Genomic DNA, 25636 nt, shown 5'->3' with positions numbered 1-25636 from the left:
CGCGGCACCCGGGCCGAAGAGGCGATCGCCGCCGCGCGCCCGGGCCGCCGCCCGGCGCCGGCCCGGCCGACCGCTTCCCGGGTACGCCCCCGGCCCGGCAGCGTCGTCCGCTGACCCGGGCCGACGATGCCGACCACACTGTCGGAGGGATATGCGAGCATCGGTGTCGTGCCACGGCTCGGTACCGGAGTCCCGTTCACCGCGCGCAACGCTGAGTTCGCCCAGCTGCGCGCGGCGCTCGACCGCGCCCGCGCGGGAACCGGCGGCGCCGTGCTGCTCTCCGGCGACGCCGGCGTCGGCAAGAGCCGCCTGCTGACGGAGTTCACCGCCGAGGCCGAGGCGGCCGGCGCCCACCTGCTGCTGGGCCGGTGTGTCAGCGTCGGCGAGGCCGGGCTGCCGTACCTGCCGTTCAAGGAGGTCGTCGAGCAGTTGCGGCGGCTGCGTCCCGACCTCGTCGATGCCCGGCCGGCGCTGTCCGGGCTCATCGGACGCTCCCCCGCCACGGCGTCGCGGTCGGGCGAGGAGAACGACCTCGGGCAGCTGCAGCTGTTCGACGCCATGTTCACCGTGCTGGCCGAGCTGAGCGACGACGCGCCGGTGGTCCTGGCCGTCGAGGACCTGCACTGGAGCGACGCCTCCAGCCGCGACCTGCTGTCCTTCCTGGTCTCGCGGCTGGCCGCGCAGCAGCTGCTGGTCGTCGGCACGTACCGGTCCGACGACCTCCATCGGCAGCACCCGCTGCGGCCGCTGCTCGCGGAGCTGGTCCGGCTGCCGGTCGTCGAGCGGCTCGACCTCGCCCCGTTCGCCCCGGCCGATGCGCTGGCGTTCGTCGAGGCGCTGGCCGAGGGCAGCATCGACGCCGACCTGCTGGCCGACGTCGCGGCGCGCTCCGAGGGCAACGCGTTCTTCGCCGAAGAGCTGGTCGCGGCCAGCGCGACGGGCCCGGCCGGCGGCATCCCCACCGCGCTGGCCGACGTGCTGCTGACGCGCGTCGAGACCCTCAGTCCGGCCGCCCAGCGCGTCGTCGGCGCCATCTCCGTCACCGGGCGGCGGCATGTCCGGCACGCCGCGCTGCGCTCGGTCGTCGACCTCCCCGACGCCGAGCTCGACGCCGCGCTGCGCGAGGCGCTGCAGCACCACATCCTCGTCACTGACGACCAGGGCGGCTACACGTTCCGGCACGCCCTGCTGCGCGAGGCGGTCTACGCCGACCTGCTGCCGGGCGAGCGGGTGCGGCTGCACGCCGCCTATGCGCGCCGCATCGTCGAGTTGAAACAGGACGAACTGGCCGGCGCGCTCGCCTACCACAGCCTGCGCAGCAACGACCTCCCGACGGCGCTGGCCGCGTCGGTCAAGGCGGCCGACGACGCCATGCGGGTCGGCGCGCTGGCGGCCGAGCTGCGCCACGTCGAGCAGGCGCTGGAGCTGTGGCCGGCGGTCGAGAACCCCGCCGAGCACGCGGGCATCGACGAGCTCGCGCTCACCCGCAAGGCCGCCTACGTCGCCGGCGCGGCCGGGCACCCGGAACGGGCGCTGGCGTACGCGCAGGCGGCCACCGCACTGGCCGACCGCGACGCCGACCCCGTCACCCGCGCCGACGTCCGCCGTCAGCTCACCGAGGCGCTGCTGGCCAACGGCCGCTGGTCCGAGGCCACGAAGGCCATCACCGAGGCCTGGCAGCTGGTCGAGCACGAGCCGCCCAGCCGCACCCGCGCCTGGGTGCTGGCGCTGCGGGCCCGCACCCACTGGTCCACCGGCGACGACCTCGCCCGCACGTACGCCGAGCAGGCCATCGAGGACGCCCGAGCGGTCGGAAGCGTCAGCGCCGAGTCCGACGCGCTCATCTCGCTCGCCTTCCACGACCTCCGCAGCGGGGCCGTCGAGGATGCCTGCGCGTTGTTCGAGCAGGCGCGGCAGAACGCCGTCCGGGTCGGCGCGGCCAACGTCGAGCTGCGGGCGTCGTTCAACCTCGTCACCACCCGGTACGAGCAGGGTCTGCTCGACGAGGCGGTCGCCATCGCCGACGCCGCGGTCGCCCGCGCCGTCGAGCTGGGCGTCACGTGGAGCATGTACGGCCTCGAGCTGCGCTGGCTGCGGGCCATGGTCCACTACGGGCACGGCAGCTGGGACGAGGCGCTCGCGGCTGCCAGCCCACCGGGCGAGCAGGTCTCCGACACCATCACCGCGCTGCTCGCGGCGTCGGCGGCCATCATCAAGGTCGGCCGGGGCCGGTTCGACGAAGCCCAGCGCGACCTCGCCCGCGTCCGGCCCGAGTGGCACCGCGACGGCCAGATCGCCCTGCTGGCCGGCATCGCCGGCATCGAGATGGCCGGCTGGCAGGGCCGGCACGACGAGGCAGTCCGGCTCGCCGACGAGGCCATCGCCGCCATGCGCAAGGGCGACGACGACCGCTGGCCGCTCGGCGGCATCCGGCTGGCCGTGCTGGCGCTCGGCGCCCTCGCCGACGTCGCACGCCGGGCCCGCATCGAGCACGACGCCGGCACCGAGGCCACCGCGGTCGCCGAGGGCTTACGCTTCGCCGAACTGGCCCGGAAGACCGCCGAGCACGGCATCCCGCGGGCCGACCGCCTCGGCCCCGAGGGCGTGGCCTGGCTGGCCCGGCTGCGGGCCGAGGAGTCCCGGCTGTCCGGCTCGAACGACGCCGAGCCGTGGCGGGCGCTCGTCGAGGCATTCGGCTACGGCGAGCCCTTCCAGGTCGCGCTGGCCCGGTGGCGGCTGGCCGAGGTGCTGGTCGCGGGCGGCGACCGCGACGCCGCCGCCGTCGAGCTCGCCGCCGCCCTCGAGACCGCCGACCGGCTGGGCGCGCAGCCGCTGGCCACCGCCGTCCGCGACCTCGCCCGGCGCGCCCATGTCGCGCTGCCCGGCACGGCGCTGCCGGTCGCCGGGCTGCTGACGCCCCGCGAGCTGTCCGTCCTCGAGCTGGTCGCCCGCGGCTACACCAACCGCAAGGTCGGCGAAGAGCTGTTCATCAGCGAGAAGACGGTCAGCGTGCATCTGTCCCGGGTCATGACGAAGCTCGGCGCGGCCAGCCGCACCGAGGCCGTCTCCGTCGCCCACCAGCGCGGGCTGCTCGCCGACGCCGGCTGACGGCGCCGCCGGACGATGCTCAGACGGCGGCCTCGTCGCGCCGGGCGAGGATCGCGTCGGCCGTCTGCCCCGGCGTCAGGTCCGAGGTGTCCAGCCACAGCCCCAGCCGCGGCGTCTCCTCGCGCAGCGAGGTGTCGAGGTCGGCGATCGTCCAGGCGCCGTAGCCGGTCTTGTCCCGGCCGGCCTCGCGTGCGGCGACGGCGTCCGGGCTCGGCGCGAGCACGACGACGTGCAGCGGCCGGGTGCGCACCAGCTCGACGTACTCTGCGAGCACCGGACCGATCACGACGTCCTGCACGACGGCGGTGAACCCGGCGGCCGCGTACTGGTCGGCCACGCCGGCCGCGATGCGGTAGCGCAGCCGCAGCTGAGCCATCCCCTCGGCGTCGCCCGGCACCGGGTCGACCCGCCCGGACACGATCGCCTTCCGGAACGCGTCGCCGCGCACATGGGCCGCCTTCGGCAGCCGCTCGGCCAGTGCCTGGGCGACGGTGGACTTGCCGGCGGCCATGATGCCGGTGATCAGGTAGACGCTGGACACGGGCGGCCACTCTGCCAGGTCGCCGGTCACCCGTCACCGGGATTTCCCCGAGCCTCCGGCAGATCACCCGTGGCCGGCGCACCACGTCACCACGATCACCCGAGCCTCAACACGCTTGCATCCGTAGTACGGCACGAGATTTCGTGCTGAACGTGATCATTTCGGGGTCACTTCAGGCCGGTGGCGTTGCCCGAGCGCATGAAGTACCGCGAGAAGAAGACGTAGACGATCGCGATCGGGATGGTCGAGAGGGTCGCCAGCGCCAGCTTCAGCGGGAACTGCTGCGACCCCTGCAGGTCACCGGCGGTGAGACGGGCGATGCCGAGGTTCATCGTCGCCAGATCCGGGTCGGACGTCGCGACGAGGAAGTGGGTGAACTCGTTCCACGACCCCTGGAAGGACAGGATCGTCACGGTCACGAGCGCCGGGCGGACCAGCGGCAGGATCACGCTCCAGAACGTCCGGAACACGCCGGCGCCGTCGATCCGGGCCGCCTCGTCCAGCTCCGTCGGCACCGCCTCGAACGCCGTCTTCATCAGCAGGATGCCGACGGCGTCGCAGAACAGCGGCAGGATCATCCCGGCGTAGCTGTCGAACATGCCGAGCTGGTTGAGCACCAGGAACTTCGGGATCAGCAGGACGACGCCGGGCACCGCGAGCACCGCGACGACGGCCGCGAACACCACGGTCCGGCCGCGGAAGCGCAGCCGCGCCAACGCGTAGCCGGCCAGGCTGTCGATGATCAGCCGGCCCAGCGTCACCGAGATCGTCACGACGAACGAGTTGCCCAGCCAGCGGAACACCGGCACCGAGTAGGCCGGGTTGGACCCGGCGACGATCTCCCAGGCGGCCGTCGACACCGGCGACGGGATCAGCGAGACGGGGTTCGCGACGGCGTCGGCGTCGGTCTTGAACGACGTCGCCACCTGCACGAGAAACGGCCCCAGGTAGAGCAGCGTCCCGAGCGCCAGCAGCCCGTAGCCGATCACCCGCACCAGCACCTTGCGCGGCAGGGGCGAGTACCGGTCGGTGAGGACGACCGGGACGGCCTCGCGCGGGGGCCGGGCCGCCCGCCGTCGCAACGTCAGCCCGCTCATGCCCGCCGCTCCCTTCCGACCCACCGCTGCACCAGCGTGAGGACGATGATGATCGCGAACAGCACGAACGCGACCGCGGCGCCGACACCGAACTGACCGTCGCCGAAGCTGCGCACGTAGGAGATGTAGGCCGGCGTCAGCGTCGTCTTGGCCGGCGCGCCCTGCGACAGGATGAACACCTGGTCGAACACCTGCCAGCTGCTGATCAACGCCAGCGTGACGACCAGCACGATGCTGCGGCGCATCAGCGGCAGCGTCAGGTGCCGGAACCGCTGCCAGGCGCCGGCGCCGTCGATGGCCGTCGCCTCCTCCAGCTCGACCGGGATGTCCTGCAGCCCGACGAGGAAGAACAGCATGAACGTCCCCGACGACGCCCAGATGGTCAGCGTGATCAGCGCGCACATCGCCACCGACGGCCCGGAGAACCAGTCCCACAGGCTCAGCCCGCCCAGCGACGTCTCGGCCAGCGCGCCCGGCGCGGCGTCGACGCCGAACCACGACAGCACGATGTGCAGCACGCCGCGCGGGTCGGTGAACCAGGACGGCCCGTCGACGCCGACCCACGACAACACGACGTTCACGACGCCGGACCCCTGGAACAGGAAGAGGAACAGCACGCTGATCGCGACCGAGCTGGTGATGGCCGGGAAGTAGAAGATGGTCCGGAAGAACGACCGCCCGCGCAGCACGTGCGAGTTCACCACCATCGCCAGCGCGAACGACACGACGACCACGCCGGTGACGTTGAACAGCACGTAGTAGACGGTGTTGCGCACGCTCAGCATGAAGTCGCCGCGCAGCAGCCCGGCGTCCACCAGCAGGCTGCGGTAGTTGTCCAGCCCGACGAACTCGGCGTCGCCGGAGAACGGGCTGGACTGCCCGTTCCAGTCCAGCAGGCTGACCCACGCCGCCATGAGGATCGGCGCGAACAGGAACACCACCAGGACGATCACGGCCGGCGCGACGAACAGCCAGCCGGCACGTCGCTCCTGGCGCAGATGCCCGGAGATGCCGCGCCGGCGGACCGGGCCGGTCCGGCCCGCCGACGCCTCCCGGGTGACCGTCGCGGTCACGTCACTCCTGCGCGAGTACGGCTTCGCCGTTGGTCTGCAACGCCTGCAGCGCCTGCTCCGGCGTGACGGTGCCGGCGGCCATGCCCTCGAGCTGGGTGTTGAAGTCGGCCAGGACGGACTCGAAGCCCGGGACGGCGACCTGCGTGCGGGAGTTCTCCATGCCCTGGGCGAACGCCGCCTTCTCGGGGAAGGTCTCGGCGTTCCAGTCGGCCAGGCTGGCGCGCGACGGGATCGGCCCGAACGCCTCGGCGAACGTCTGCTGCTCCTCCGGGCTCATCAGGAAGTTCACCAGGTCGACGGCCGCGGCCTGGTTGTCGCTGTCCGCGGCGATGCCCCAGCAGTTGGTGAACGCCGTCGAGGCCTGCCCGCCGGGTCCGGCCGGCAGCGGGACGGCGGTCCACTGGCGGTCCGGGAAGTCGTTCTGCAGGGCACCGACGATCCACGCGCCCTCGACGGTCATGGCCGACTTGCCGCTGCCCAGCGCCTCGCCGCCCCACGCCGCGTCGATGTTCGGCGCGAACGCGAACGTGCCGGCGTCCATGTTCTGCTTCAGGTACTCCAGCGTTGCGAGGTTCTCGGGGGTGTCGGCGGTGACCTCGGTCTGGTCCTCGTTGACGAAGAACCCGCCGCCGGAGAGCAGGAACGAGCCGACCGGGTTGTAGTCGCCGGTGAACGCCAGGCCGACCCTGCCGTCGGTGGTGAGCGCCTGCGCCGCGGCGGCGAGGTCGTCCCAGTTCTGCGGGTAGTCGGCCTCGGTCAGCCCGGCCGCGGCCCACGCCTCGGTGTCGATGACCAGCGCGTGCACACCGCCGTCCTTGGGCGCGCAGTACAGCTCGTCCTCGTAGGTGAAGGCGTCGCGCAGCGGCTGGTAGATGTCGTCGGCGTCCTCGATCTGGTCGCCGTACGGGTACAGCGACCCGGCCTCGGCGAACATGCGGAAGCGGTCGGGGCTGACGTAGAAGACGTCGGGCGGGTTGCCGCCGGCGAACCCCTGCTGCAGCTGCTGGACGAGGTCCTGGGCCGGGATCACCTCGACCTCGGTGCCGGACTCCTCGGCCCAGCGGGCGGTGGCGTCCTGGACGGCCACCGTCTCGGCCTCGCCGGACGAGCCGATCATGACGGTGAGCGAGCCGCCGCCGTCCGTGGCGCCGGTGGCCTCGGAGCCGGCGTCGTCACCGTCGTCGTCGAAGCCGCTGCCGCAGGCGGCGAGCACGGTGGCGGCCGCCACGGCCGCGGCCACCGCGAGTGGAGTACGGGCAAACTGACGCATGATCAGGCCTCCGTAGGGGCGGCCGGAGCGGGTCCGGCGGGACGGGAGCTGGCCCGGACGGCGAGCGTCGGGCGCAGCAGGCGGTGCTCGGGGCCGGGCGGGAGCTCCACGACGCCGAGCAGGCCGAGCAACATCTGGACGACCTCGCGGCCGATCTGCTCGATCGGCTGGGACAGGCTGGTGAGGTCGACGCCGGGCAGCCGGGCGGCCGGCGTGTCGTCGAAGCCGACGACGGCGACGTCCTCACCCGGGCGCAGGCCGCGGTCGGCGAGCGCCCGCAGCGCCCCGTAGGCCGACTCGTCGCTGACGCACACCAGCGCCGTCGGCGGCTCGGGGCCGTCGAGCAGGGTGCCGGCCAGCGCGCGGCCGGTGCCGGCGCCGCCCTCGGCCCGGACGATGCGTGGATCCAGCCCGAGGCGCAGGCAGGCCGCGGTGTAGCCGGCGACGCGGTCGTCGCCGACGCCGGAGCCCTCCGGCCAGCCGATGAACGCGATGCGGCGGTGGCCGAGGGCATGCAGGTGCTCGACCGCCTCGGTCATGCCTGCCGCGCCGTCGACGTCGACCCAGCGGCCGCGGTCGGGGCCGGACCAGCTGCGGCCGAACGCGACGAACGGCACGCCCTGCTCGGTGAGCCAGCCCGGCCGCGGGTCGGCGACCACGGTGTCGGCCAGGACGAACCCGTCGACGGCCCGCTGCGCCAGCAGCTCGGCGTAGCGGTCGAGCCCGGCGCTGCCCGCGGGCGCCGTGAAGAGCAGGACGTGGAAGCCGTGCTCGGCGGCCGATTCGGTGACCGCGTGCACGAACCGGTCGAGGACGGGGTTGAGGTTGCCGGCGGCGGCCGGCTGGACACAGTAGCCGAGCAGGTTGCTCATGCGGGTGCGCAGCGACCGGGCGGACCGGTTGGGCCGGTACCGCAGCGCTCGAATGGCCTGCTCGACCCGCTCCCGGGTCTCCGGCGCCACCCGTTCGGGCGCGTTGAGGACGTTGGACACCGTCTGCCGCGACACCCCGGCCGCGGACGCGACGCTCTCGAGCGTGGCACCGCTCTCCGGTGTCGCCATGCGTCCTCCTTGACGTGTTGAACGATCAAAAGCGGGTTGGTAGCGTGTTTGATCGTTCAAAAATGGGATCTGGTTCAGAGTTAAGAACGCGTCGACTGTTCTGTCAAGTCCATGGAGGGGTCATGCAAAACCGAGGGCGATGGGGGCCGAAGGTCCCCTGAGTCCTCGGTCCAGGGCGGATGTTGCCAGGAGAGAATTCGCGAGCTTTGCATGACCCCGACTTCTGCACGAGATGACGGAAGGATCACCGTCGTGACCGTTTCCCCGGCCCGCGGCCCGGTGCCGCAGCCGTTCCTGCACGACCTCGTCAGCTGCGTCAAGGCACCCACGGCGGCGCTGTCCGGCGCCGACGGCCAGATCCGCGCGGCCGGCGCCCAGGGCGTGCTCAGCCACGACCGGCGCATCCTCTCCGAGCTGCGCGTCGACGTCGACGGCCACGAGCCCGAGCCGGCCGGGCACGGACTGCGCGGCGCCGGGCACGCGCACTTCACCGGCATCGTCCGGCACCTCGGCGACCCCGGCGCCGACCCGACCGTGCGGCTGGAGCGGCAGCGCTTCGCCCGCGCCGACGGCGTCGCCGACCGGCTGGAGCTGGTGAACAACGCGCGGGAGCCGATCGCCGCCACCGTCCGCGTGCACGTCGCCGCCGACTTCGCCGGCGCCGGCGAGATCAAGCACGACGGCGCCCAGCGCGACGGCCGCCCGCCCACGTCCGTCACCTCATCCANACGACGGCGCCCAGCGCGACGGCCGCCCGCCCACGTCCGTCACCTCATCCACCCCCATCCCCGCCCCCGCCTCCACCCCCACCCCCCGAGAAGTTGATCTTGGAGAAAGGCGGCCAATAGCGTCCGATATGCCCGATAGATGGCCGAACAACTCCAAGATCAACTCCCGTGGAGGGCGGCCGGGCACCGTCACGTGGGACGGCGGCGACGTGCGCACGACCGTGACGGCGCCGGGCGCCGCCGTCGAGCCGCACGACACCGGCGCCGTGCTGAGCTGGACGGTCGAGCTGGCGCCGCGGTCGTCGTGGACGGCGGACGTCGAGGTGACCGTCGCGTTCACGGGCGGCCCGCCGGCCAACGCGTTCGGGCCCGCCGACGGCGCCGGCTGGGACGCGGTCTCGGTCACCGGCCGGTCCGACCTCGCCCGGCTGACCGAGCGCAGCGTCGACGACCTCGCGGCGCTGGCGCTGTCGGACCCGCTCGATCCGTCCGACACGTTCCTCGCCGCCGGCAGCCCGTGGTTCTTCACGCTGTTCGGCCGCGACTCGCTGTGGGCGGCTCGGTTCACGCTGCCGCTGGGCACCGGCCTGGCGCGCGGGACGCTGCGCACGCTGGCCCGACGGCAGGGCCGCGTGCACGACCCCGCGACCGCCGAAGCGCCGGGGAAGATCCTGCACGAGGTGCGCGTCCCGTCGGCCGGGACGTCGCTGCCGCCGGTCTACTTCGGCACCGTCGACGCCACCGCGCTGTGGGTGTGCCTGCTGCACGACGCGTGGCGCTGGGGCCTGCCGCCGGCGGAGGTCGCCGAGCTGCTCGATCCGCTCGAGGCCGCGCTGCGCTGGCTGACCATCGACGCCGACCCCGACGGCGACGGCTTCCTCGAGTACGTCGACACCAGCGGCCACGGCCTGGCCAACCAGGGCTGGAAGGACTCCGGCGACTCCATCCAGTTCCCCGACGGGACGATCGCCGAGCCGCCGATCGCGCTGAGCGAGGCGCAGGCCTACGCCCACGAGGCGGCGCTGGCCGGCGCCGCGCTGCTCGACGCGTTCGGCCGTCCCGGGTCCGGCCGGCTGCGCGAGTGGGCGGCGGCGCTGCGCGAGCGGTTCGCGGCCGCGTTCTGGGTGTCCGACGCGAAGGGCCGGTTCCCCGCCATCGCGCTCGACGGCGCGAAGCGGCCGGTCGACACCGTCACGTCGAACCTCGGCCACCTGCTCGGCACCGGGCTGCTCGGGCCGGACGAGGCCGCCGTCGTCGCCGACCGGCTCGGCCGGCCCGACCTCGACGCCGGCTACGGGCTGCGCACCATGAGCGCCGACGCGGCCGGGTTCAACCCGCTCGGCTACCACGCCGGCAGCATCTGGCCGCACGACACCGCGATCGCGGTCCGCGGGCTGGCCGCCGACGGCTTCCCCGGCGTCGCGGCGTCGCTGGCCGGCGGGCTGCTGCGCGTCGCGCCGGACTTCGCGTACCGGCTGCCGGAGCTGTTCGCCGGCACCGACGCCCGCGCCGGCGAGCCGGTGCTCGCCTATCCGGCGGCGTGCCGGCCGCAGGCGTGGTCGGCCGCGACGGTCGTCGCGCTGCTGCAGGCCGCACTCGGGCTGACGGCGGACGCGCCGGCGGGAACGCTGCGGGTGGCGCCCGACCCGGCGTTCGCCGGCTGGTTCCCGCTGCGGGTCGAGGGCCTGCGGGTGGTGGGCCACCCACTGGCCGTGACGGTCGACGCCGCGGGCCGCGCCGACGTGCGCACCTCCGCGCCGCTGACGGTGGAGACGGGCGCGTGACGGCGCCGAACCTGGTCGTCGTCCTCAGCGACGACCACGCGGCGCACGCGATCTCGGCGTACGGCGGCGACCTGATGCCGACGCCGCACCTGGACCGGATCGCCGCCGAGGGCATGCGGTTCGACGCGACGTTCTGCACGAACGCGCTGTGCGCGCCGAGCCGGGCGTCGATCCTCACCGGCACGTACAGCCACGTCAACGGCGTACGGACGCTGAGCACGCATCTCGACGCCCGTCAACCGTCGTTCCCCGGGCTGCTGCGCGACGCCGGCTACCAGACCTGGCTGGTCGGCAAGTGGCACCTCGGCCACGGCGGCGAGCACGACCCGCACGGGTTCGACTCGTGGGAGATCCTCGAGGACCAGGGCGAGTACTGGAACCCCGAGCTGCTCAGCACGAGCGGCCGGCGCACCGTCCCCGGCTACACGACGACGGTGCTCACCGACCTCGCGCTGGAGCGGATCGAGCAGCGCGACCCCGACCGGCCGTTCTGTCTGCTGCTGTGGCACAAGGCGCCGCATCGCAGCTGGGACCCCGACATCGCCCATCTCGGGTTGTTCGACGGCGTCGACGTGCCGGAGCCGCCCACGCTGTTCGACGACTACTCCGGGCGCGGCCGGGCGGCGCGCGAGGCCCGCATGCGGATCGGCCGCGACCTCAACGAGCGCGACCTCAAGGCGCCCTGGCCGGCCGGGCTGTCCGAGCCGGACCGGACCCGCTGGGCCTATCAGAGCTACATCAAGGACTACCTGCGCTGCGTCGCGTCCATCGACGACAACACCGGCCGGCTGCTCGACGCCCTCGACGACCACGGCCTGGCCGCGGACACCGTCGTCGTGTACTCCTCCGACCAGGGCTTCTTCCTGGGCGACCACGGCTGGTACGACAAGCGGTTCATGTACGAGGAATCGCTGCGGATGCCGCTGCTGGTGCGCTACCCGCGTGAGGTCGCGCCGGGCACGTCGACCGACGCCATGGCGCTGAACGTCGACTTCGCGCCGACCTTCCTCGACCTCGCCGGGGTCCCCGTCCACCCGCGCATGCAGGGCCGGAGCCTGCGCCCGCTGCTGCGCGGCGAGCGGCCGGCCGACTGGCGCACGTCGATGTACTACCGGTACTGGGAGCACCTGGACGGCAGCCACCACGTCCCCGCGCACGTCGGCGTGCGCACGGCGACGCACAAGCTGGTGCACTACTACGGCGAGGGCTTCGGCGTCCCGGGCGCGTCGGACATTCGGACGGAGCCGGAGTGGGAGCTGTTCGACCTGGTCGACGACCCGGCCGAGCTGACGAGCCGGTACGACGATCCGGCCTACGACGGCGTGCGGCGCGAGCTGCGCGACGAGCTGGATCGGCTGCGCCGCGAGCTCGGCGACGAGGCGCTGGGCAGCCCCTCGTCAGGATGTAGCGAAATGCCCTAAAGTGCCCAACCATGGTCGAGTCATCCACCCCTGATGCCGCCACCGCCGTCGTCTCGGTGGTGGTCGACGCCGACCCTGACGACGTCTTCCCGATGTTCACCGAGCCACGACGGCTGTCCGGCTGGTTCTGGCCGGCCGCGTTCGCGGCGATCTACGAAACCGACGCCAGACCCGGCGGCCGGTTCACCTTCCGTACGGCGGGCCTGGCCGCCGGCCACAACATCGCCATCCGCGGCCTCTTCGGCGAGATCCGGCCGCCCCGCCTGATCACCTACATCTGGTCGTGGGACGGCGACAGCGCACCCGCCAGCCGGGTCGCCGTCCGGCTGGCCCCGTCCGACCAGGGCGGCACCGAGGTGGTCGTGACGCACAGCCACAACCCCACCGAGGAGCAGCGCGACGACCACCTCAAGGGCTGGCACGACAGCCTCTCGCGCCTGGCCGATCATCTCGCGATCGGCTAGTCTCATGAACATGCCAGGTCAGCGCTGGTTTAGCGGCCCCCGGTCGGCGAACGTCCGCCGCCCGGAGGGTACGCACGCCTGACCCTTCGCGGACGACCGGCCGGGGGAGCCTCCATTCGCTTCCCGTCGCTTTCCCGCGAAAGGCCTGGTCATGACCGTATCTCTGGCTTCCTCCGACAGCCGGCCGCAGCCGCTGTCGCTGCCCGCTCTGGTCGACGCGCTCTCGCTGCGCGACCTCACCGATCCCGCGCAGGGCCCGCACGCCCTGCAGCTCCTCGTCTCCGCCGCCGCGTCCGCGCTCGGTGAGCGGTGGGGCGCCGACGTCCGCGTGCTGCGCTCGCGCCCCGTCGTCGCCGTCGAGGACAACTACGACCGCCTCGGCTACCAGCGCGACGCCGTCTCGCGCGACGTCCGCTACACCCGCTACGTCAGCGACACCACCATGTTGCGCAGCCACACCTCGGCCGGGGTGCCGCCGGCGCTGCGTGCGCTGGCCAGTTCGGCCGCCGCTCCGGCGCGCGACGTACTGCTGGTGCTGCCCGGCATCTGCCACCGCCGCGACTCCATCGACCGCCTGCACACCGGCACGCCGCACCAGCTCGACCTCTGGCTGCTGCGCCGCGGCGGGCGCCGGCTCGACCACGACGACCTGCACGACCTGGTGACGGCGCTGGTCGGCGCTGTCCTGCCGGGCACGCACTGGCGCTGGACCGCGACGTCGCACCCGTACACCACGGGCGGGCGCGAGGTCGAGGCCATCCACGACGGCCAGCCGGTCGAGATCGCCGAGTGCGGGCTGGCCGCGCCGGAGGTGCTGTCCGCGGCCGGCCTGTCGCCGTCGTCGTGGAGCGGGCTGGCGCTCGGCATGGGCCTGGACCGTGTGCTGATGCTGCGCAAGGGCATCCCGGACATCCGGCTGCTCCGCTCCACCGACCCGCGCGTGGCCGAGCAGCTGCTGGATCTGACGCCGTACCAGCCGGTGTCCGACCTGCCACCGGCGCGCCGCGACATCTCCGTCGCCGTCGCCGCCGGATCGGACGCCGAAGTACTCGGCGACCGCATCCGTGAGGCTCTGGGGCCCGACGCCGACCTCGTCGAGGAGGTCTCCGTCCTGTCGACCACGCCGTACGCCGATCTGCCGGAGGCGGCGCGGCTGCGGCTGGCGATGCGGCCGGACCAGGAGAACGTCCTGCTCCGGCTCGTGCTCCGCCCGGTCGACCGGACGCTGACCAGCGAGGAGACCAACGCCCTGCGCGACCGCGTCGCCGCCGCCCTCGCCGGGGTCCAAGTGCGCCGGTGACGTGGGCTGGGCTCCCCGTCCCCCTGCTGCCCCATTCTCTTGCCGCGAACGTGCGCGTCAAGCGGACTAATGGCGCTTCGCGCGACGATGACCGCTTGACTCGCCCGTCCGCGGCGAAGAACGGGCAGCTATCAGGGGGACGGGGAGGATGTGGGCACGCCTCACGCTCGGTGTGCCCGTTTCGTCCCGCTTTGTCGGGCTGCGGACAGCGATAATCATCCACGATCGCCTACATCACGAGGATTGCCCGAGCTTCACCATGCCTGTAGGGGTGTTGACGCTGGGGTAATCCTCGTGATGCCCCCCGAATCGCGGCGAAATCTCACCACGTGGACACCCAGCGACACCAACCTCACACAGAAACGGACGGAACGCCCCCAGGCAGGCGTCGCCACACTCCCCCCGTCCCCCTGATAGCTGCCCGTTCTTCGCCGCGGGCGCGCGGGTCAAGTCCAAGGCCCCCACCCACAGCGAAGAGCACCCAGCAGAGGCCGCGGACTTGAGGCGCGCACCCGCGGCCAAGACAATCGGGCAGCAGGGGGACGGGTCAACGTACAGATGCGAGTCACCGAGAAGCGTGAACCGGCTCGCGCACGAAGTCACCCTCGGCCGACTCGCGCAGGCCGAACCGGGCGTGCGCCCGGCGCAGCCACGTGGGCGCCCACCACGTCACGCGACCGAGCAGCCGCATGGTCGCCGGCAGCAGGGCGCCGCGGATCAGCGTCGCGTCGATGAGCACCGCCAGCGGCAGCCCGACGCCGAAGGCCTTCATCAGCGTGATGTCGGAGACCAGGAACGCGAGGAACACGATCGAGATGAGGACGGCCGCGGCGGTGACGATGCGGCCGACCTTCTCCAGGCCGTGCGCCACGGCCGCCGTCGGCGACGCGCCGCGGTCGTACTCCTCGCGGATCCGCGACAGCATGAACACCTGGTAGTCCATCGCCAGGCCGAAGGCCAGCGCGAACAGCATCACCGGCACCGTCGAGATGGTCGTGCCGGTGACGGTGAAGTCGAACAGGCCGGACAGGTGGCCGTCCTGGAAGATCCACACCATCGCGCCGAACGTCGCGGTGAGGCTGAGCGTGCTCAGCACCAGCGCGAGGAACGGCAGCACGACGCTGCCGGTGAGCAGGAACAGCAGCACGACCATCGCCAGGCCGACCGCACCGAGCGCCCACGGCAGCACGTCCAGCAGCGACCGGTCGGCGTCCTCGGCCATCGCGGCCGCGCCGCCGACCAGGACCTCGGCCGGCGCGTCGGTGGCGCGGACGGCGCCGACCAGGTCGCGGGTCTGCTCGACGGTCCCGGGCTCGGGCACGACGGACAGGTAGACGGCGTCGCCGGCGGCGAACCGCTGGTGCGCCGGCGACGCGGGCACCACCGGGGCGCCGTCGGCGTAGCTGCCGGTGACGGTGTCGACGCGGCCGACGTGCTCCAGCAGCGACAGCCGCTCGGCGTACGTCGCGACGCCGTCGGCGCCACCGTCCCCGAGCCCGGACGGCGCCACCACCTGCAGCGCGTCCTGCTCCCCCGTCGGGAACTCGGTGCGGATCGCCTCCGCCACCTGCCGGGCCTCGGACGACGCCGGCATGACCCGCTCGTCGAGGTAGCCGAGCTTCATCCCGAGGAACGGCGCGCCGAGCAGCAGCAGGACCGCCGTCACGACGGTCGCGATCGGCAGCGGCCGGCGCATCACGAACACCGCCAGCCGGTGCCAGAACCCGTCCGCGCCCGGCTGACGCCGGCGACGCAGCCGCGGCGTCCCGACCCGCGCCCCCAGCACCGCGAACAGCGCCGGCAGGACGAGCAGCGACGCCGCCGCGGCCAGCAGCGCGGTCAGCACGCCCGCGTACCCGATGGACCGGATCGCCGGCAGCGGCACCAGGATCAGCGTGGCCAGCGCGATGCACACCGTCAGCGAGGCGAACACGACGGTCCGCCCGGCCGAGGCCAGCGTGGCCCGGATCGCCTCGGGCACCGCGCGGCCGCCGGCCAGCTCCTCTCGGTACCGGTTGACCATGAGCAGGCTGTAGTCGATGGCCAGGCCGAGGCCGGCCAGCGTCACCACGTTGGCCGCGAACACCGACAGGTCGGTCACCTCGGCGAGCACCCACAGCAGCCCCATGCCCAGCAGCGACGTCGCCGCCGCGACGGCCAGCGGCAGCAGCGCCGCGACGACCCCGCCGAACACCAGGACCAGCGCCACCAGAGTGACGGGGAAGACGATCAGCTCGCCGGTGACGACGTCGCGCTCACTCTGCTCGGTCAGCTCGTGCGAGAAGGCCGCGTAGCCGCCGACCTCGACGGTGACCCCGTCGCCCGCCGAGCCTCCGTACTCGGAGGCCAGCTCGCCGACCCGCTCGTTGACGGCGGTCTCGTCGCCGGTGATGGTGGCCAGGACGAGCGCGCGGCCGCCGTCCTCGCTGCGCAGCTGCGGCAGCCGGCCGGACGTCCAGTAGGAGACGACGTCGCGGACCTGCTCCTCGCCGGCCAGCCCCTCGGCCAGCCGGGTGCCGGCCTCGGTCGCGGCCGCGCCGTCGACGCCGTCCGCGCCGTCCGCCGTCACCAGCAGCGCCAGGTTGGGCGGCGACTGGCCGAACGCGTCCTCGAGCAGGTCCGCCGCCCGCCCGGACTCCGACCCCGGGTCGTCGAAGCCGCCGGCCGACAGCTTGCCGAACAGCGACGTGCTCGTCGCCCCGCCGAGCAGCGCGAGCAGCACCGCCACGATCAGCACCGCCCGCCGCCGGCGCGTCACGAACCCCGCCAGTCTCCTCGCCATCGTGTCTCCACCTCGTGTGCGTCTCGTCGATGTCCGCACACGAGACCCGCGCCGCCCGGCGGGTGTGACACCTCCGGCCCGAACGCGACGCGCCTCACACTCCGGCGAGCGGCAGCACGACCTCGTCGACGATCTCGACGACCGCGGCGTCGCTGATCGCTCCGTAGACGAGCAGCTCGCTGCGCAGGAGGTCGGGCGCCAGCCGCAGCAGCCGGGGGGTGACGCGGGCGGCGTCGACCTCGCCGCGGGCCACGGCCCGGTCGAAGATGGCGACGACCGGCCCGCTGCGCTGCAGCTCGGCCAGCCGCTCGCGGACCAGCGCAGCCAGCTCCGGGTCGCGCGCGGACTCGGTGAGCAGCCCCCAGAGCGCGTCGATGCTGCGTCCCGACACACCGGCGGCGATGGCGCGGAGCAGCACGAGCAGATCGCCGCGCAGGCTGCCGGTGTCAGGGACGTCCTCGGTGGTCGGCGCGTGGTGCGCCAAGGCGGCCATCACCAGGCCCGCGCGGCCCGGCCAGCGGCGGTAGAGGACGGCCTTGCTGGTCCGGGCCCGCTCGGCGACTGCGCCCACCGTCAGCCCGGCGTAGCCGGACTCGGCCAGCTCGGCCCAGACGGCCTCGGCGATGGCCGCCTCGAGCACCTCACCGCGTCGGCGCGTCTCCGCCATCGACTCCTCCAAGGAACGTTGCGTTTCTTATCGCGGCTAGCCTATCGTCATCGCCCGTAAGATACTCAGCGTTTCTTATTGGAGGAGACGATGTCCGATCCGACCCCGAGCCCGCTGCCGGCCTGGCGACAGCTCGCCATCGTGGTCACCGGCCTGACGGTGCTGCTGGTCGTGCTGCTGTCGGCCTTCGCGCTGCCGCCGCTGCACTCCGGCCCGCACGACCTGCCGGTGGCGATCGCCGGCGACGGCGACGACGGCCTCGCCGCCGAGCTGGACGGCCAGGGCTACGCCGTCACGGAGGCCGCCGACACTGACGCGGCCCGCGCGCTGCTTCTCGACCGCGCGGCCTACGGCGCGATCGTGCTCGACGCGACCGGCCGCCCGGACGAGCTGCTGGTCGCGACGGCCGCGAGCAACGCCGTCGCGACGCGGCTGCGCGCTCTCGGCGCCGAGCTGGGCGTCGAGACCGTCACCGACGTCCGTCCGTTCCCGGCCGACGACCCCAGCGGCGCGGGACTGTCCGCCGGCGCGCTGCCACTGGCCCTCGGCGGCTGGATCGCCGCGGTCGTCCTGCTCATGACGGTGCGCGGGCCGGGCCGGCAGGCCGCCGGCGCCGCCGCGTTCGCCGTCGTCGCCGGGCTGGCGCTGACCGCACTGCTGCGGTTCGGGTTCGGCACGTTCGACGGCGCGTACTGGGCGACGGCGGGCGCCGCGGCGCTGGGCATCTCCGCGACCGCGTGGACGATCCTCGGGCTGCGGACGGCGCTCGGCAATGCCGGGCTGGCGGTCGGCGCCGTCGTGCTGATCCTGCTCGGCAACCCGCTGTCGGGGCTGGCCAGCGCGCCGGAGTTGCTGCCGGCCGGCTGGGGTGCGCTCGGCCAGCTGCTGCCGCCGGGCGCGACGGGGAGCCTGCTGCGCTCGGCGGCTTACTTCGACGGCGCCGGTGCGGCCGAGCCGCTGCTGGTGCTGACGTTCTGGCTGGCCGGTGGCGTCGCGCTGTTCGCGCTCGGCGTCCGCCGCGCCCAGCGCGTCGCCGAGGCGGTGCCGGCATGATCCCGGCGACGATGAGGGCGGCCCGCTACCACCGCTACGGCGGGCCGGACGTGCTGCGGGTCGACACCGTCCACGTCCCGCGGCCGGGGCCGCGGGAGGTGCTGGTCCGGGTGCACGGCGCCAGCGTGAACCCGGGCGACGCGCTGTTCCGGTCCGGCCGCATGCGGATCGGCGCCCGGCTCCCCCGCGGCACGGGACTGGACCTCGCCGGCGAGGTGGTCGCGGCCGGCGACCGCGTCGACGACCTCGCGGCCGGCGACCGGGTGTGGGCCTACCGCGGCGGGCTGCCGAAGCGGCTCGGCACCGTCGCGGAGTACGCGGTGATGCGGGCGGACCGCTGCGCACCGGCCCCGGCGGACGCGGACCTGGTGGCCGCCGCGGCGCTGCCGACCGTGGGCCTGACGGCGCCGCTGCCCGCGGACCGCGCCTTCGACGCCGTCGCCGACCTGCACGGTGCCCGCGCGCGCGACTACCGGCGGCTGCTCGCGCACGGCGGGAGGATGGCGACCACCGCTACCCGGGCGGTCCCCTTCGCGCTCGCCACCGCCCTGCTGCCCGGCCCGCGCATCCGGATCGTCCAGGTCAGGGCCCGCCGCGACGACCTCGTCGCGCTGACCCGGTACGCCGACGACGGCGCGCTGCGCCCCGTCGTCGACCGGCGCTATCCGCTGGACCAGGTCGCGGCCGCCCACCGCGCCGTCGCGACCGGGCACGCCCGCGGCAAGCGGGTGATCGACCTGACCTGACGGTCACATCTCCAGGCCGCCGGGGCAGAGGACCGGGCGCACCTCGACCCGGCCGACGGCGGCCTCCGGCGCCCGCGCGGCGTGCGCGACGGCGCAGTCCAGGGTCTCGCACTCGACCAGGTAGAAGGCGGCCGGCTGCGCGCCCGCGTCCGGGACCGGCCCGTCGACGACTTCGCCGGCGTGCACGCGCTTGGTCTGCGACGGGTCGGCCAGCGTCTCAGCCAGGATCAGCTCGCCACCGCCGGCGAGGTCGCGGGCCAGCGCGGCGTGCGCGTCGTGGCCGGGCCCGGACGTGTGGGGGTCGCGGTAGATCAGGATCAGGTACTTCATCGGATCACCTCGGGGTGCGCTGCGAGAGCTCTCACCCGTGACGTCGGAGCTGCCCACGCCGATTCGACACCTCCCCTTCCCGACCCCGAGTTGATCTTGGAGTTCTGCGGCCATCTATCGGACAAAACGGACCACAATTGCCGAACAACTCCAAGATCAACTCGGGGAGTGGGGCGGGGCCGGGGAGACGGGCGCTGGGTTGCGCGGCCACGGGATCGCAGCCTAATGTGTACGAAACCGTTTCGTTCACTTCGAGGAGCCGCCGATGGTCCCCACCCGGGGCGAGCAGCGCGAGGACGCCGTCCTGCGAGCGACGCTGGAGCTGCTGGCCGCGATCGGCTACGGGTCGCTCACGATGGACGCCGTCGCAGCGCGAGCGAGGGCGAGCAAGGCGACGATCTATCGGCGCTGGTCCGGGAAGGCGGAGCTGGTGATCGCCGCGATCGAGCGGCACACCGCCGCCGCGGACCATGCCGCCCCCGACACCGGCACGTTGCGGGGCGACCTGCTCGGTCTGCTCCAGCCGATGCGCGATCGGCTCGCCGGTGAGAGCGCCGCGCTGGTCCTGGGGCTGCTGACGGCGATGCGCGACGACCCCGCGCTCGCGACGGCGGTCCGGGCCCGGCTCATCGGGGTGAAGCGCGACGCGTTCGCCCCGGCGCTGCGGCGTGCGGCCGCACGGGGCGAAGCCCCGGCCTCCGCCGACCACGAGCTGATCGCCGAGGTCGCCTCGGCGCTGCTGTTCTCCCGGCTGTTCGTCACCGGCGAGCCGCTCGACGACGCGTTCCTCGACCGGCTGGCCGACGCCGTCATCCTCCCTCTCGTCCATGGAGCGACATCGTGATCGTCACCGTCCTGCTCGCGTTCGTCGCGGGCTTCTTCGCCGGCAACGGGCTGCCCTACTTCGTCGAGGGCAGCACCGGCCGCACCGTGAACCCGGGCCCGTTCGGCGACGGCGCCGTCGTCAACGTCGTCAGCGGCTGGTTCCTGCTCGTCATCGGCGCGCTGGCCTGGCACTTCGCCGACGTTCCGGCGCACCCGTGGCCGGGCTGGTCGGCCGCGGCGCTGGGCGTGCTCGCCGTCGGGCTGGTGCACGCGCGCACCTGGCGCGCCGACGTCTGGGGGCGCCGCCGGCCGTGGAACGCTACGCGCTGATCGTCACCCGGTCGCCGGGGCGCAGCCGCAGCGCCGTCGACGCGTTGCCCCGGTTCACCGCCAGCGCGAGCCGCCCGGCGGAGTCGATCACCAGCAGCGGGTCGCCCTCCGGCACCGCCGCGAACGACGCCGCCAGCGGCAGGTACGACGACCGCGCCCCGACGGTGACCCGCAGCCGGGTGTGCCCGTCCAGGGCGGCCGCCGTCAGCTCGGCCGCGCCGGCAGCCAGCGCGACGTTGCCGAACCGGTCGACGACGTGCACCTCGGCCTCGACGGTCTCCGACGCCACCCGCAGCCATGGGTCGGGCGGCCGGACCAGTGAGTCGACGTCGACCGGCGGGCCCAGCGCCGACAGGTCGACGCCCGCGGCCAGGTGCGCCGCGGCGGGCGCGAACACGTCGCGCCCGTCGAACGTCGTCGCGCCGGTCGCCAGCCGGTACTCCGGCGCCGTCAGCTCGACCGCGCGCTCGGCACCGCCGGCCGCGTCGGCCGCCCACGCCAGCAGGCCGTTGTCCGGCCCGACGAGCACGTGCTCGCCGGCGACGACGGCGACCGCGCGGCGCCGGGTGCCCACCCCGGGGTCGACGACGGCCAGCACGATCGACGGGGGCAGGTACGGCAGCGTGTCGGCCAGGACGACGGCGCCGTGCCGCACGTCCTGCGCCGGCACCTCGTGCGTCACGTCGATCACCCGGGCCGACGGCGCGATGCGCGCGATCACGCCGTGGCACGCGGCGACGTAGCCGTCGGCCAGCCCGTAGTCGGTCAGGAAGGCGACCCATCCGGCGGTCATCGGTTCACCAGCACCGCCGTGACGACGTCGTCCATGGCCACCAGCCCCGCCTCGGCTCCGTCGGCGTCGACGACGATGCCCAGCTGCGACCGCGCGTCGCGCAGCACGTCGGCGGCCCGGGCGAGGTCGGCGCCGTCCGGGATGAGCGGGACGGGCAGCGCGGCGTCGCCCGCGGTCCACGGCGTGCCGGCCGCCCTGGCGGTCAACGCACCGCGCACGTGGACGGCGCCGACCGCGACCCCGTCGCCGTCGCGCACCACCAGCCGGGTGCGCTCGCTGCGCCGGCCGGCGTCGATGACGTCCTGCGGTCCGGCATCGGCCGGGACCGACACGATCCGCCCGGCCGGCACCATGACCGTCCGCACCTGCTGCTCCGGCGCGACCAGCGCGCGGGTGAGCAGGCCGTAGTCGTCGGCGCCGATCAGCCCGAGCCGGTTGGACTCGCGGACCAGCTGGTGCAGCTGCTCGCGGTTGCGGATCGTGACGATCTCGTCCCGCGGTGTCACCCGGACCAGCCGCAGCAGCCGGTTGGTGATGCCGTTGAGCAGCACCAGCAGCCAGCGGACGACGAAGGCGTAGGCTCGAAAGAGCGGCGCCAGGATCATCGACGACTGCTCGGGATGCGCGATGGCCCACGACTTCGGCGCCATCTCGCCGACCACGACGTGCAGGAACGTCACCGCCGTCAGGGCGATGACCAGCGCGACGACGTCGGCGGTGCCGTCCGGCAGCCCGATGGCGTGCAGGGGCCGCTCCAGGAGGTGGTGGAAGGCCGGCTCGGACACCATGCCCAGGCCGACCACCACCATGGTGATGCCGAGCTGGGCGCCGGCCAGCATGAGCGAGAGCTCACGGATGCCGGCCAGCGCCGCCTTGGCGCCGCGCCGGCCGGCCGCGACGGCCTGCTCGATGCGGTGCCGCCGGGCGCCGACCAGAGCGAACTCGGCGGCGACGAAGAACCCGCTGGCGATCAGCAGGGCGACGGTGACGAGGATCGCGGTGACCGGGCTCACGGGGCGGCCTCCGCGTTCCCGTCGGTGCGCACGAGGCCGGGCCGGCGCAGCCGCACCAGCTCGGGCACGTGCCGCGCGACCGTCACGACCTCGATCTCGACGCGGTCGCGGCCGTCGACGTCGGTGCCGACGACGAGGCGGTCGGTGGGCTCGGCGAACCGGCCCAGCTCGGCGACGATGAGGCCGGCGACGGTGTCGTAGTCGTCGGACTCGTGCAGCGGCAGGCCGGTGCGCGCGGCGGCCTCGTCGACCCGCAGCCCGGCGTCGAGCTGCCACCAGTCGCCGTCGCGGGTCACCGGGACGGCCTGCTGGTCGGTCTCGTCGGTGATGTCACCGAACAGCTCCTCGGAGACGTCCTCGAGCGTGACGATGCCGGCCAGGCCGCCGTATTCGTCGACGACGCAGGCGAACTCGTCGCCGGCGTCCTGCATGCGCTCGACCAGCGCGGGCAGCGGCAGGCTGTCGGGGACCAGCAGCGGCGGGCGGGCGATGTCGCGGACCAGGGTGGAAGCGACGTCAGCGGGCGCGACGTCCATCAGCTCGCGCACGCCGACGACGCCGACGACCTCGTCGGTCTCCTCACCGCGGACCGGGTAGTTGGAGTGGCCGTGGGTGGCGACCAGCTCGACGACGGCGGCCGCGGCGGCGTCGGCGCGCACGCCGCGCACGTCGGGCCGCGGCACCATGGCCTCGCCGGCGGTGTGCTCGGAGAAGTACAGGGCGCGGCCGAGGATGCCGGACAGCTGCGACGACAGCGAGCCGCCCGCCTCGGACTCGCCGATGACGTGGCCGAGCTCCTCCAGCGTGGCGCCGTGATGCAGCTCCTCGACGGGCTCGATGCCGGCCTTGCGCAGCAGCCAGGCGGCGGAGTTGTCGAACAGCCGCACCAGCGGGCCGCTGACGGCCAGGTAGACGTGGGTCGACGCCGCCAGCACCTTGGCCAGCCGCTCCGGCGTGGCCAGCGCGAGGTTCTTCGGGAACAGCTCGCCGAGCACCATCTGGATGATGGTCGCGACGGCGAACCCGACGGCCACCGAGACGCCCGGGACGGCGCTGTCGGGCAGCCCCGCGGACTCCAGCAACGGACGGACGACCTGCGCGAACGCGGGCTCGGCGATGAGACCGACGATGAGGCCGGTGACGGTGATGCCGACCTGCGCGGCCGACAGCATGAAGGACAGGCGCTCCATGACCCGGATGGCCGAGGCGGCTCTCTTGTCGCCGGCGTCGGCCTGGCGGGCGAGCTCGACCCGGTCGGCCGAGACATAGGCGAACTCCTGCGCCACGAAATAGGCCGTCCCGAACGTCAGGACGAAGACCGCGAGAATCGCGACCGCGGCGGTCATCGGCCGGCTCCCGGCCCGGCGTCACGGTGGCGTGAGGAACGAATGCGACTTGACGCGTCCGTCTGCACGGCGGACACAGCTCCTTTCGAGAGGGGGCGCGCCCGATGCGCGAACCCCCGATGCGACGTGATGGCATCAGCTTACCGGGGCGGGTGCGGGCCACCGCGTCACGACGGTGCCGCGCCGTGGATGAGAGCCGTCTCATGCGCGGCTCACCGGCCTCTCATGGACGGCGGTCACGCTGGCGGGCGTGCCCGGACCGTCCACCGACCCCGGCCTCGCGCTGCTGACCGGCCCGTCCGTCCCCGACATCCTCGACGCCGCGCTGACGCCGGCCGGCGGGACGCTGCTCGGCTGGACGTTGCGCGACGTCGACCACCGCCCCGGCGACCGCACGACCGCGTCCTACGACGCGCGTGTGGCGTGGGCCGACGGCGAGCGGGAGGAGACGTTCGCGGCGACGGTGTCCGGCTCACGGCCGTCGGGCGGCCTGGTGGTCACCGACGGCGACCGGTACGTGCAGGTGTGGCGGTTCCCGTTCGACCCCGAGCTGCCGGGACTCGCGGCCGCCTGCTTCCCGTCGTCCGTCGGCGATCTGCTGCGCGGGCTCGGCCTCTCACCGGACGGCGTGCAGCTGCGGGTGGTCTCGTACCGGCCGCGCAAGCGCGCCGTCGTCGAGGTGGTGACGTCGCGGCACCGGCTGTTCGTCAAGGTGCTGCGCCCGCGCCAGGTCCGCGACGTCGACAGCCGGCACCGCGTGCTGACGGCGGCCGGCGTCCCGGTACCGCGCACCCTCGGCTGGAGCGACGACGGGATCATCGTGCTGGCGCCGCTGCGCGGGACGCCGCTGCGGGTCGCCCTGGAGTCGGGCGCGACGGCGCTGCGCGACCCCGGCGAGCTCGTGGCGACGCTGGACCGGTTGCCGCCCGAGGTCGCCGGCCTGCCACGGCGGGCGCCGTGGTCGGCGCACGCGTCGCACTACGCCGGGGTGATCGCGGCCGCCTCGCCGTCGCTGGGCCCGCGGGTGCGGTCGCTGGCCGCGACGGTCTCGTCCGGGCTCGACGCGTACGACGAGGGCGACGAGCCCACCTACGGCGACTTCTACGACGCCCAGCTCTTCGTCGAGCACGGCGCGATCAGCGGGCTGCTCGACATCGACACGATCGGCCCCGGCCGCCGCTCCGACGACCTGGGCTGTCTGCTCGCCCACCTCTCCGTCCTGGCGACCGGCCCGTTCGCCGCGGCCGCGGGCGCGCGTGCGGCCCTGACCGAGTGGCTGCCCCTCCTGTCGCGTCAGGCGGACCCCGCCGAGCTCCGGCTGCGGGCCGCCGGCGTGACGTTGTCGCTGGCCACCGGCCCCTACCGGGCGCAGGACCCGGACTGGGAACGGGCCACCGCCGACCGCGTCGGCCTGGCCGAGCGCTGGCTCGACGCGGCCGCGGCGGGTGGCAAGGGCGCCGCTGAGAACGCTCTCATGCGGCTCTCCTGACCGGCTCATGTCACCCAGCGAGTCTGGTCTGGTCAGCACAAGGCGCCGGAGTTCTCCGGCGTCCGGCAATTCACAGGAGGAAACGATGAAGCTCCAGAAGAAGACGTGGCTCGCGGTCGGGACGATGGCGGCTCTGGGCCTCGGCGCCGGCACCGCCGTGGCCGCACCCATCCTCAACGGGGCACAGCCGCCGGCCGCCGGGGTGACCGACGCACCGTCGGACTCCTCCGCGCCGTCGTCGGCGACCTCGGCGAACTCGCCGGCCTCTGCGGCATCGCCCGCCGGCCCGGCCAGCGCGAGCAGCCCGGCCAGTCCGGCCTCGGCGAACTCCGCGGCCTCGCCGGCCGGCGCGGTCTCGGCCACCTCGGCGAACAGCTCCGCCGACCCCGCCTCCGCGGCGACGGCCACGAGCCCG

At 74.1% G+C, this 25636-nt stretch carries 21 protein-coding genes and 2 pseudogenes; 12 read left to right on the top strand and 11 right to left on the bottom strand.

Annotated features, from left to right (window positions below; translation table 11 throughout):
• The first annotated feature begins 168 nt into the window (after window positions 1-168).
• On the top strand, window positions 169-3108 hold the full coding sequence (locus tag DY240_RS16430; RefSeq protein WP_199701621.1) for a helix-turn-helix transcriptional regulator: 2940 nt from the start codon (window positions 169-171) through the stop codon (window positions 3106-3108).
• A gap of 19 nt (window positions 3109-3127) precedes the next feature.
• Here the strand turns inward: DY240_RS16430 and DY240_RS16425 are convergent, their stop codons facing one another.
• The 5 genes from DY240_RS16425 to DY240_RS16405 form a co-directional block, all read right to left on the bottom strand.
• Window positions 3128-3649, bottom strand: coding sequence for an AAA family ATPase (locus DY240_RS16425; protein ID WP_119660927.1), 522 nt, complete (start codon window positions 3647-3649; stop codon window positions 3128-3130).
• Window positions 3650-3816: 167 nt separating this feature from the next.
• Window positions 3817-4746: a carbohydrate ABC transporter permease gene (locus tag DY240_RS16420; protein ID WP_119660924.1), complete on the bottom strand. Its 930-nt coding sequence runs from the start codon at window positions 4744-4746 to the stop codon at window positions 3817-3819.
• Window positions 4743-5819, bottom strand: a complete 1077-nt coding sequence (locus DY240_RS16415; RefSeq protein WP_199701619.1) for a carbohydrate ABC transporter permease — start codon at window positions 5817-5819, stop codon at window positions 4743-4745. The genes DY240_RS16420 and DY240_RS16415 overlap by 4 nt, the downstream gene beginning before the upstream one ends.
• Before the next feature lies 1 nt (window position 5820).
• Window positions 5821-7089: a sugar ABC transporter substrate-binding protein gene (locus DY240_RS16410; protein WP_119660923.1), complete on the bottom strand. Its 1269-nt coding sequence runs from the start codon at window positions 7087-7089 to the stop codon at window positions 5821-5823.
• Between the two features lie 2 nt (window positions 7090-7091).
• A complete protein-coding gene (locus DY240_RS16405) occupies window positions 7092-8150 on the bottom strand; it encodes a LacI family DNA-binding transcriptional regulator (protein WP_119660922.1) in 1059 nt (352 codons plus the stop codon).
• Between the two features lie 111 nt (window positions 8151-8261).
• Here DY240_RS16405 and DY240_RS34120 point away from each other — a divergent pair.
• From DY240_RS34120 to srmL, 5 genes and pseudogenes are all read left to right on the top strand, one after another.
• A pseudogene (locus DY240_RS34120) lies at window positions 8262-8877 on the top strand (glycogen debranching N-terminal domain-containing protein); the annotation flags it as partial.
• A gap of 129 nt (window positions 8878-9006) precedes the next feature.
• Complete coding sequence (locus DY240_RS16395) at window positions 9007-10662, top strand: amylo-alpha-1,6-glucosidase (protein ID WP_119660920.1); 1656 nt, start codon at window positions 9007-9009, stop codon at window positions 10660-10662.
• Complete coding sequence (locus DY240_RS16390; RefSeq protein ID WP_199701617.1) at window positions 10659-12083, top strand: sulfatase family protein; 1425 nt, start codon at window positions 10659-10661, stop codon at window positions 12081-12083. The genes DY240_RS16395 and DY240_RS16390 overlap by 4 nt, the downstream gene beginning before the upstream one ends.
• Window positions 12084-12094: 11 nt before the next feature.
• Complete coding sequence (locus tag DY240_RS16385) at window positions 12095-12547, top strand: SRPBCC family protein (RefSeq protein ID WP_119660919.1); 453 nt, start codon at window positions 12095-12097, stop codon at window positions 12545-12547.
• Between the two features lie 151 nt (window positions 12548-12698).
• The gene (srmL, locus tag DY240_RS16380) at window positions 12699-13847 is read left to right on the top strand and encodes a PheS-related mystery ligase SrmL (protein ID WP_119660918.1); all 1149 of its coding nucleotides are present in this window, start codon (window positions 12699-12701) and stop codon (window positions 13845-13847) included.
• 565 nt (window positions 13848-14412) lie between these two features.
• Here srmL and DY240_RS16375 read toward each other — a convergent pair.
• Together DY240_RS16375 and DY240_RS16370 are read right to left on the bottom strand one after the other, a co-directional pair.
• Window positions 14413-16629, bottom strand: coding sequence for an MMPL family transporter (locus DY240_RS16375; RefSeq protein ID WP_119660917.1), 2217 nt, complete (start codon window positions 16627-16629; stop codon window positions 14413-14415).
• A gap of 94 nt (window positions 16630-16723) precedes the next feature.
• Window positions 16724-17296: a TetR/AcrR family transcriptional regulator gene (locus DY240_RS16370; RefSeq protein WP_119660916.1), complete on the bottom strand. Its 573-nt coding sequence runs from the start codon at window positions 17294-17296 to the stop codon at window positions 16724-16726.
• A 90-nt stretch (window positions 17297-17386) separates the two neighbouring features.
• Here DY240_RS16370 and DY240_RS16365 point away from each other — a divergent pair, with 90 nt between their 5' ends.
• Together DY240_RS16365 and DY240_RS16360 are read left to right on the top strand one after the other, a co-directional pair.
• Window positions 17387-18349 (top strand): hypothetical protein, encoded by a 963-nt coding sequence (locus DY240_RS16365; RefSeq protein WP_119660915.1) that lies wholly within the window; start codon window positions 17387-17389, stop codon window positions 18347-18349.
• Window positions 18346-19095, top strand: coding sequence for a quinone oxidoreductase family protein (locus DY240_RS16360; protein WP_199701614.1), 750 nt, complete (start codon window positions 18346-18348; stop codon window positions 19093-19095). The genes DY240_RS16365 and DY240_RS16360 overlap by 4 nt, the downstream gene beginning before the upstream one ends.
• Before the next feature lie 3 nt (window positions 19096-19098).
• Here the strand turns inward: DY240_RS16360 and DY240_RS16355 are convergent, their stop codons facing one another.
• The gene (locus DY240_RS16355; RefSeq protein ID WP_119660914.1) at window positions 19099-19425 is read right to left on the bottom strand and encodes a YciI family protein; all 327 of its coding nucleotides are present in this window, start codon (window positions 19423-19425) and stop codon (window positions 19099-19101) included.
• Between the two features lie 265 nt (window positions 19426-19690).
• Here DY240_RS16355 and DY240_RS16350 point away from each other — a divergent pair, with 265 nt between their 5' ends.
• Window positions 19691-20269 (top strand): TetR/AcrR family transcriptional regulator, encoded by a 579-nt coding sequence (locus DY240_RS16350; protein WP_119660913.1) that lies wholly within the window; start codon window positions 19691-19693, stop codon window positions 20267-20269.
• Entirely contained in the window at window positions 20266-20580 is a 315-nt protein-coding gene (locus DY240_RS16345) for a hypothetical protein (RefSeq protein WP_119660912.1), read from the top strand. The genes DY240_RS16350 and DY240_RS16345 overlap by 4 nt, the downstream gene beginning before the upstream one ends.
• On the opposite strand, the gene DY240_RS16340 is transcribed toward DY240_RS16345, so the two are convergent.
• The 3 genes from DY240_RS16340 to DY240_RS16330 are packed head-to-tail and all read right to left on the bottom strand — an operon-like array spanning window position 20570 to window position 23732.
• Entirely contained in the window at window positions 20570-21373 is an 804-nt protein-coding gene (locus DY240_RS16340) for an SAM hydrolase/SAM-dependent halogenase family protein (RefSeq protein WP_119660911.1), read from the bottom strand. The genes DY240_RS16345 and DY240_RS16340 overlap by 11 nt on opposite strands.
• A complete protein-coding gene (locus tag DY240_RS16335; protein WP_119660910.1) occupies window positions 21370-22386 on the bottom strand; it encodes a hemolysin family protein in 1017 nt (338 codons plus the stop codon). The genes DY240_RS16340 and DY240_RS16335 overlap by 4 nt, the downstream gene beginning before the upstream one ends.
• Complete coding sequence (locus tag DY240_RS16330) at window positions 22383-23732, bottom strand: hemolysin family protein (RefSeq protein ID WP_119660909.1); 1350 nt, start codon at window positions 23730-23732, stop codon at window positions 22383-22385. Before DY240_RS16330 ends, DY240_RS16335 begins: the two co-directional genes overlap by 4 nt.
• A 250-nt stretch (window positions 23733-23982) precedes the next feature.
• Here DY240_RS16330 and DY240_RS16325 point away from each other — a divergent pair, with 250 nt between their 5' ends.
• Together DY240_RS16325 and DY240_RS16320 are read left to right on the top strand one after the other, a co-directional pair.
• Window positions 23983-25221: a phosphotransferase gene (locus tag DY240_RS16325; RefSeq protein ID WP_119660908.1), complete on the top strand. Its 1239-nt coding sequence runs from the start codon at window positions 23983-23985 to the stop codon at window positions 25219-25221.
• 85 nt (window positions 25222-25306) lie between these two features.
• Window positions 25307-25636 (top strand): annotated as a pseudogene (locus tag DY240_RS16320) (hypothetical protein); the annotation flags it as partial.

It is taken from the genome of Jiangella rhizosphaerae (assembly GCF_003579925.1).
In the GTDB taxonomy this organism is placed as follows: Bacteria; Actinomycetota; Actinomycetes; order Jiangellales; family Jiangellaceae; genus Jiangella; species Jiangella rhizosphaerae.
The sequence above is the reverse complement of the archived record's forward strand: the minus strand, read 5'-3'. Positions and strand labels throughout refer to the sequence as shown.

What these genes read in the sequence shown, in the direction of transcription:
- DY240_RS16375 (WP_119660917.1), bottom strand. Translation starts at nt 16,629, where the DNA reads ATGGCGAGGAGACTGGCGGGGTTCGTGACGCGCCGGCGGCGGGCGGTG.
- DY240_RS16405 (WP_119660922.1), bottom strand. Translation starts at nt 8,150, where the DNA reads ATGGCGACACCGGAGAGCGGTGCCACGCTCGAGAGCGTCGCGTCCGCG.
- DY240_RS16370 (WP_119660916.1), bottom strand. Translation starts at nt 17,296, where the DNA reads ATGGCGGAGACGCGCCGACGCGGTGAGGTGCTCGAGGCGGCCATCGCC.
- srmL (WP_119660918.1), top strand. Translation starts at nt 12,699, where the DNA reads ATGACCGTATCTCTGGCTTCCTCCGACAGCCGGCCGCAGCCGCTGTCG.
- DY240_RS16410 (WP_119660923.1), bottom strand. Translation starts at nt 7,089, where the DNA reads ATGCGTCAGTTTGCCCGTACTCCACTCGCGGTGGCCGCGGCCGTGGCG.
- DY240_RS16395 (WP_119660920.1), top strand. Translation starts at nt 9,007, where the DNA reads ATGCCCGATAGATGGCCGAACAACTCCAAGATCAACTCCCGTGGAGGG.
- DY240_RS16330 (WP_119660909.1), bottom strand. Translation starts at nt 23,732, where the DNA reads ATGACCGCCGCGGTCGCGATTCTCGCGGTCTTCGTCCTGACGTTCGGG.
- DY240_RS16355 (WP_119660914.1), bottom strand. Translation starts at nt 19,425, where the DNA reads ATGAAGTACCTGATCCTGATCTACCGCGACCCCCACACGTCCGGGCCC.
- DY240_RS16385 (WP_119660919.1), top strand. Translation starts at nt 12,095, where the DNA reads ATGGTCGAGTCATCCACCCCTGATGCCGCCACCGCCGTCGTCTCGGTG.
- DY240_RS16360 (WP_199701614.1), top strand. Translation starts at nt 18,346, where the DNA reads ATGATCCCGGCGACGATGAGGGCGGCCCGCTACCACCGCTACGGCGGG.
- DY240_RS16420 (WP_119660924.1), bottom strand. Translation starts at nt 4,746, where the DNA reads ATGAGCGGGCTGACGTTGCGACGGCGGGCGGCCCGGCCCCCGCGCGAG.
- DY240_RS16350 (WP_119660913.1), top strand. Translation starts at nt 19,691, where the DNA reads ATGGTCCCCACCCGGGGCGAGCAGCGCGAGGACGCCGTCCTGCGAGCG.
- DY240_RS16340 (WP_119660911.1), bottom strand. Translation starts at nt 21,373, where the DNA reads ATGACCGCCGGATGGGTCGCCTTCCTGACCGACTACGGGCTGGCCGAC.
- DY240_RS16365 (WP_119660915.1), top strand. Translation starts at nt 17,387, where the DNA reads ATGTCCGATCCGACCCCGAGCCCGCTGCCGGCCTGGCGACAGCTCGCC.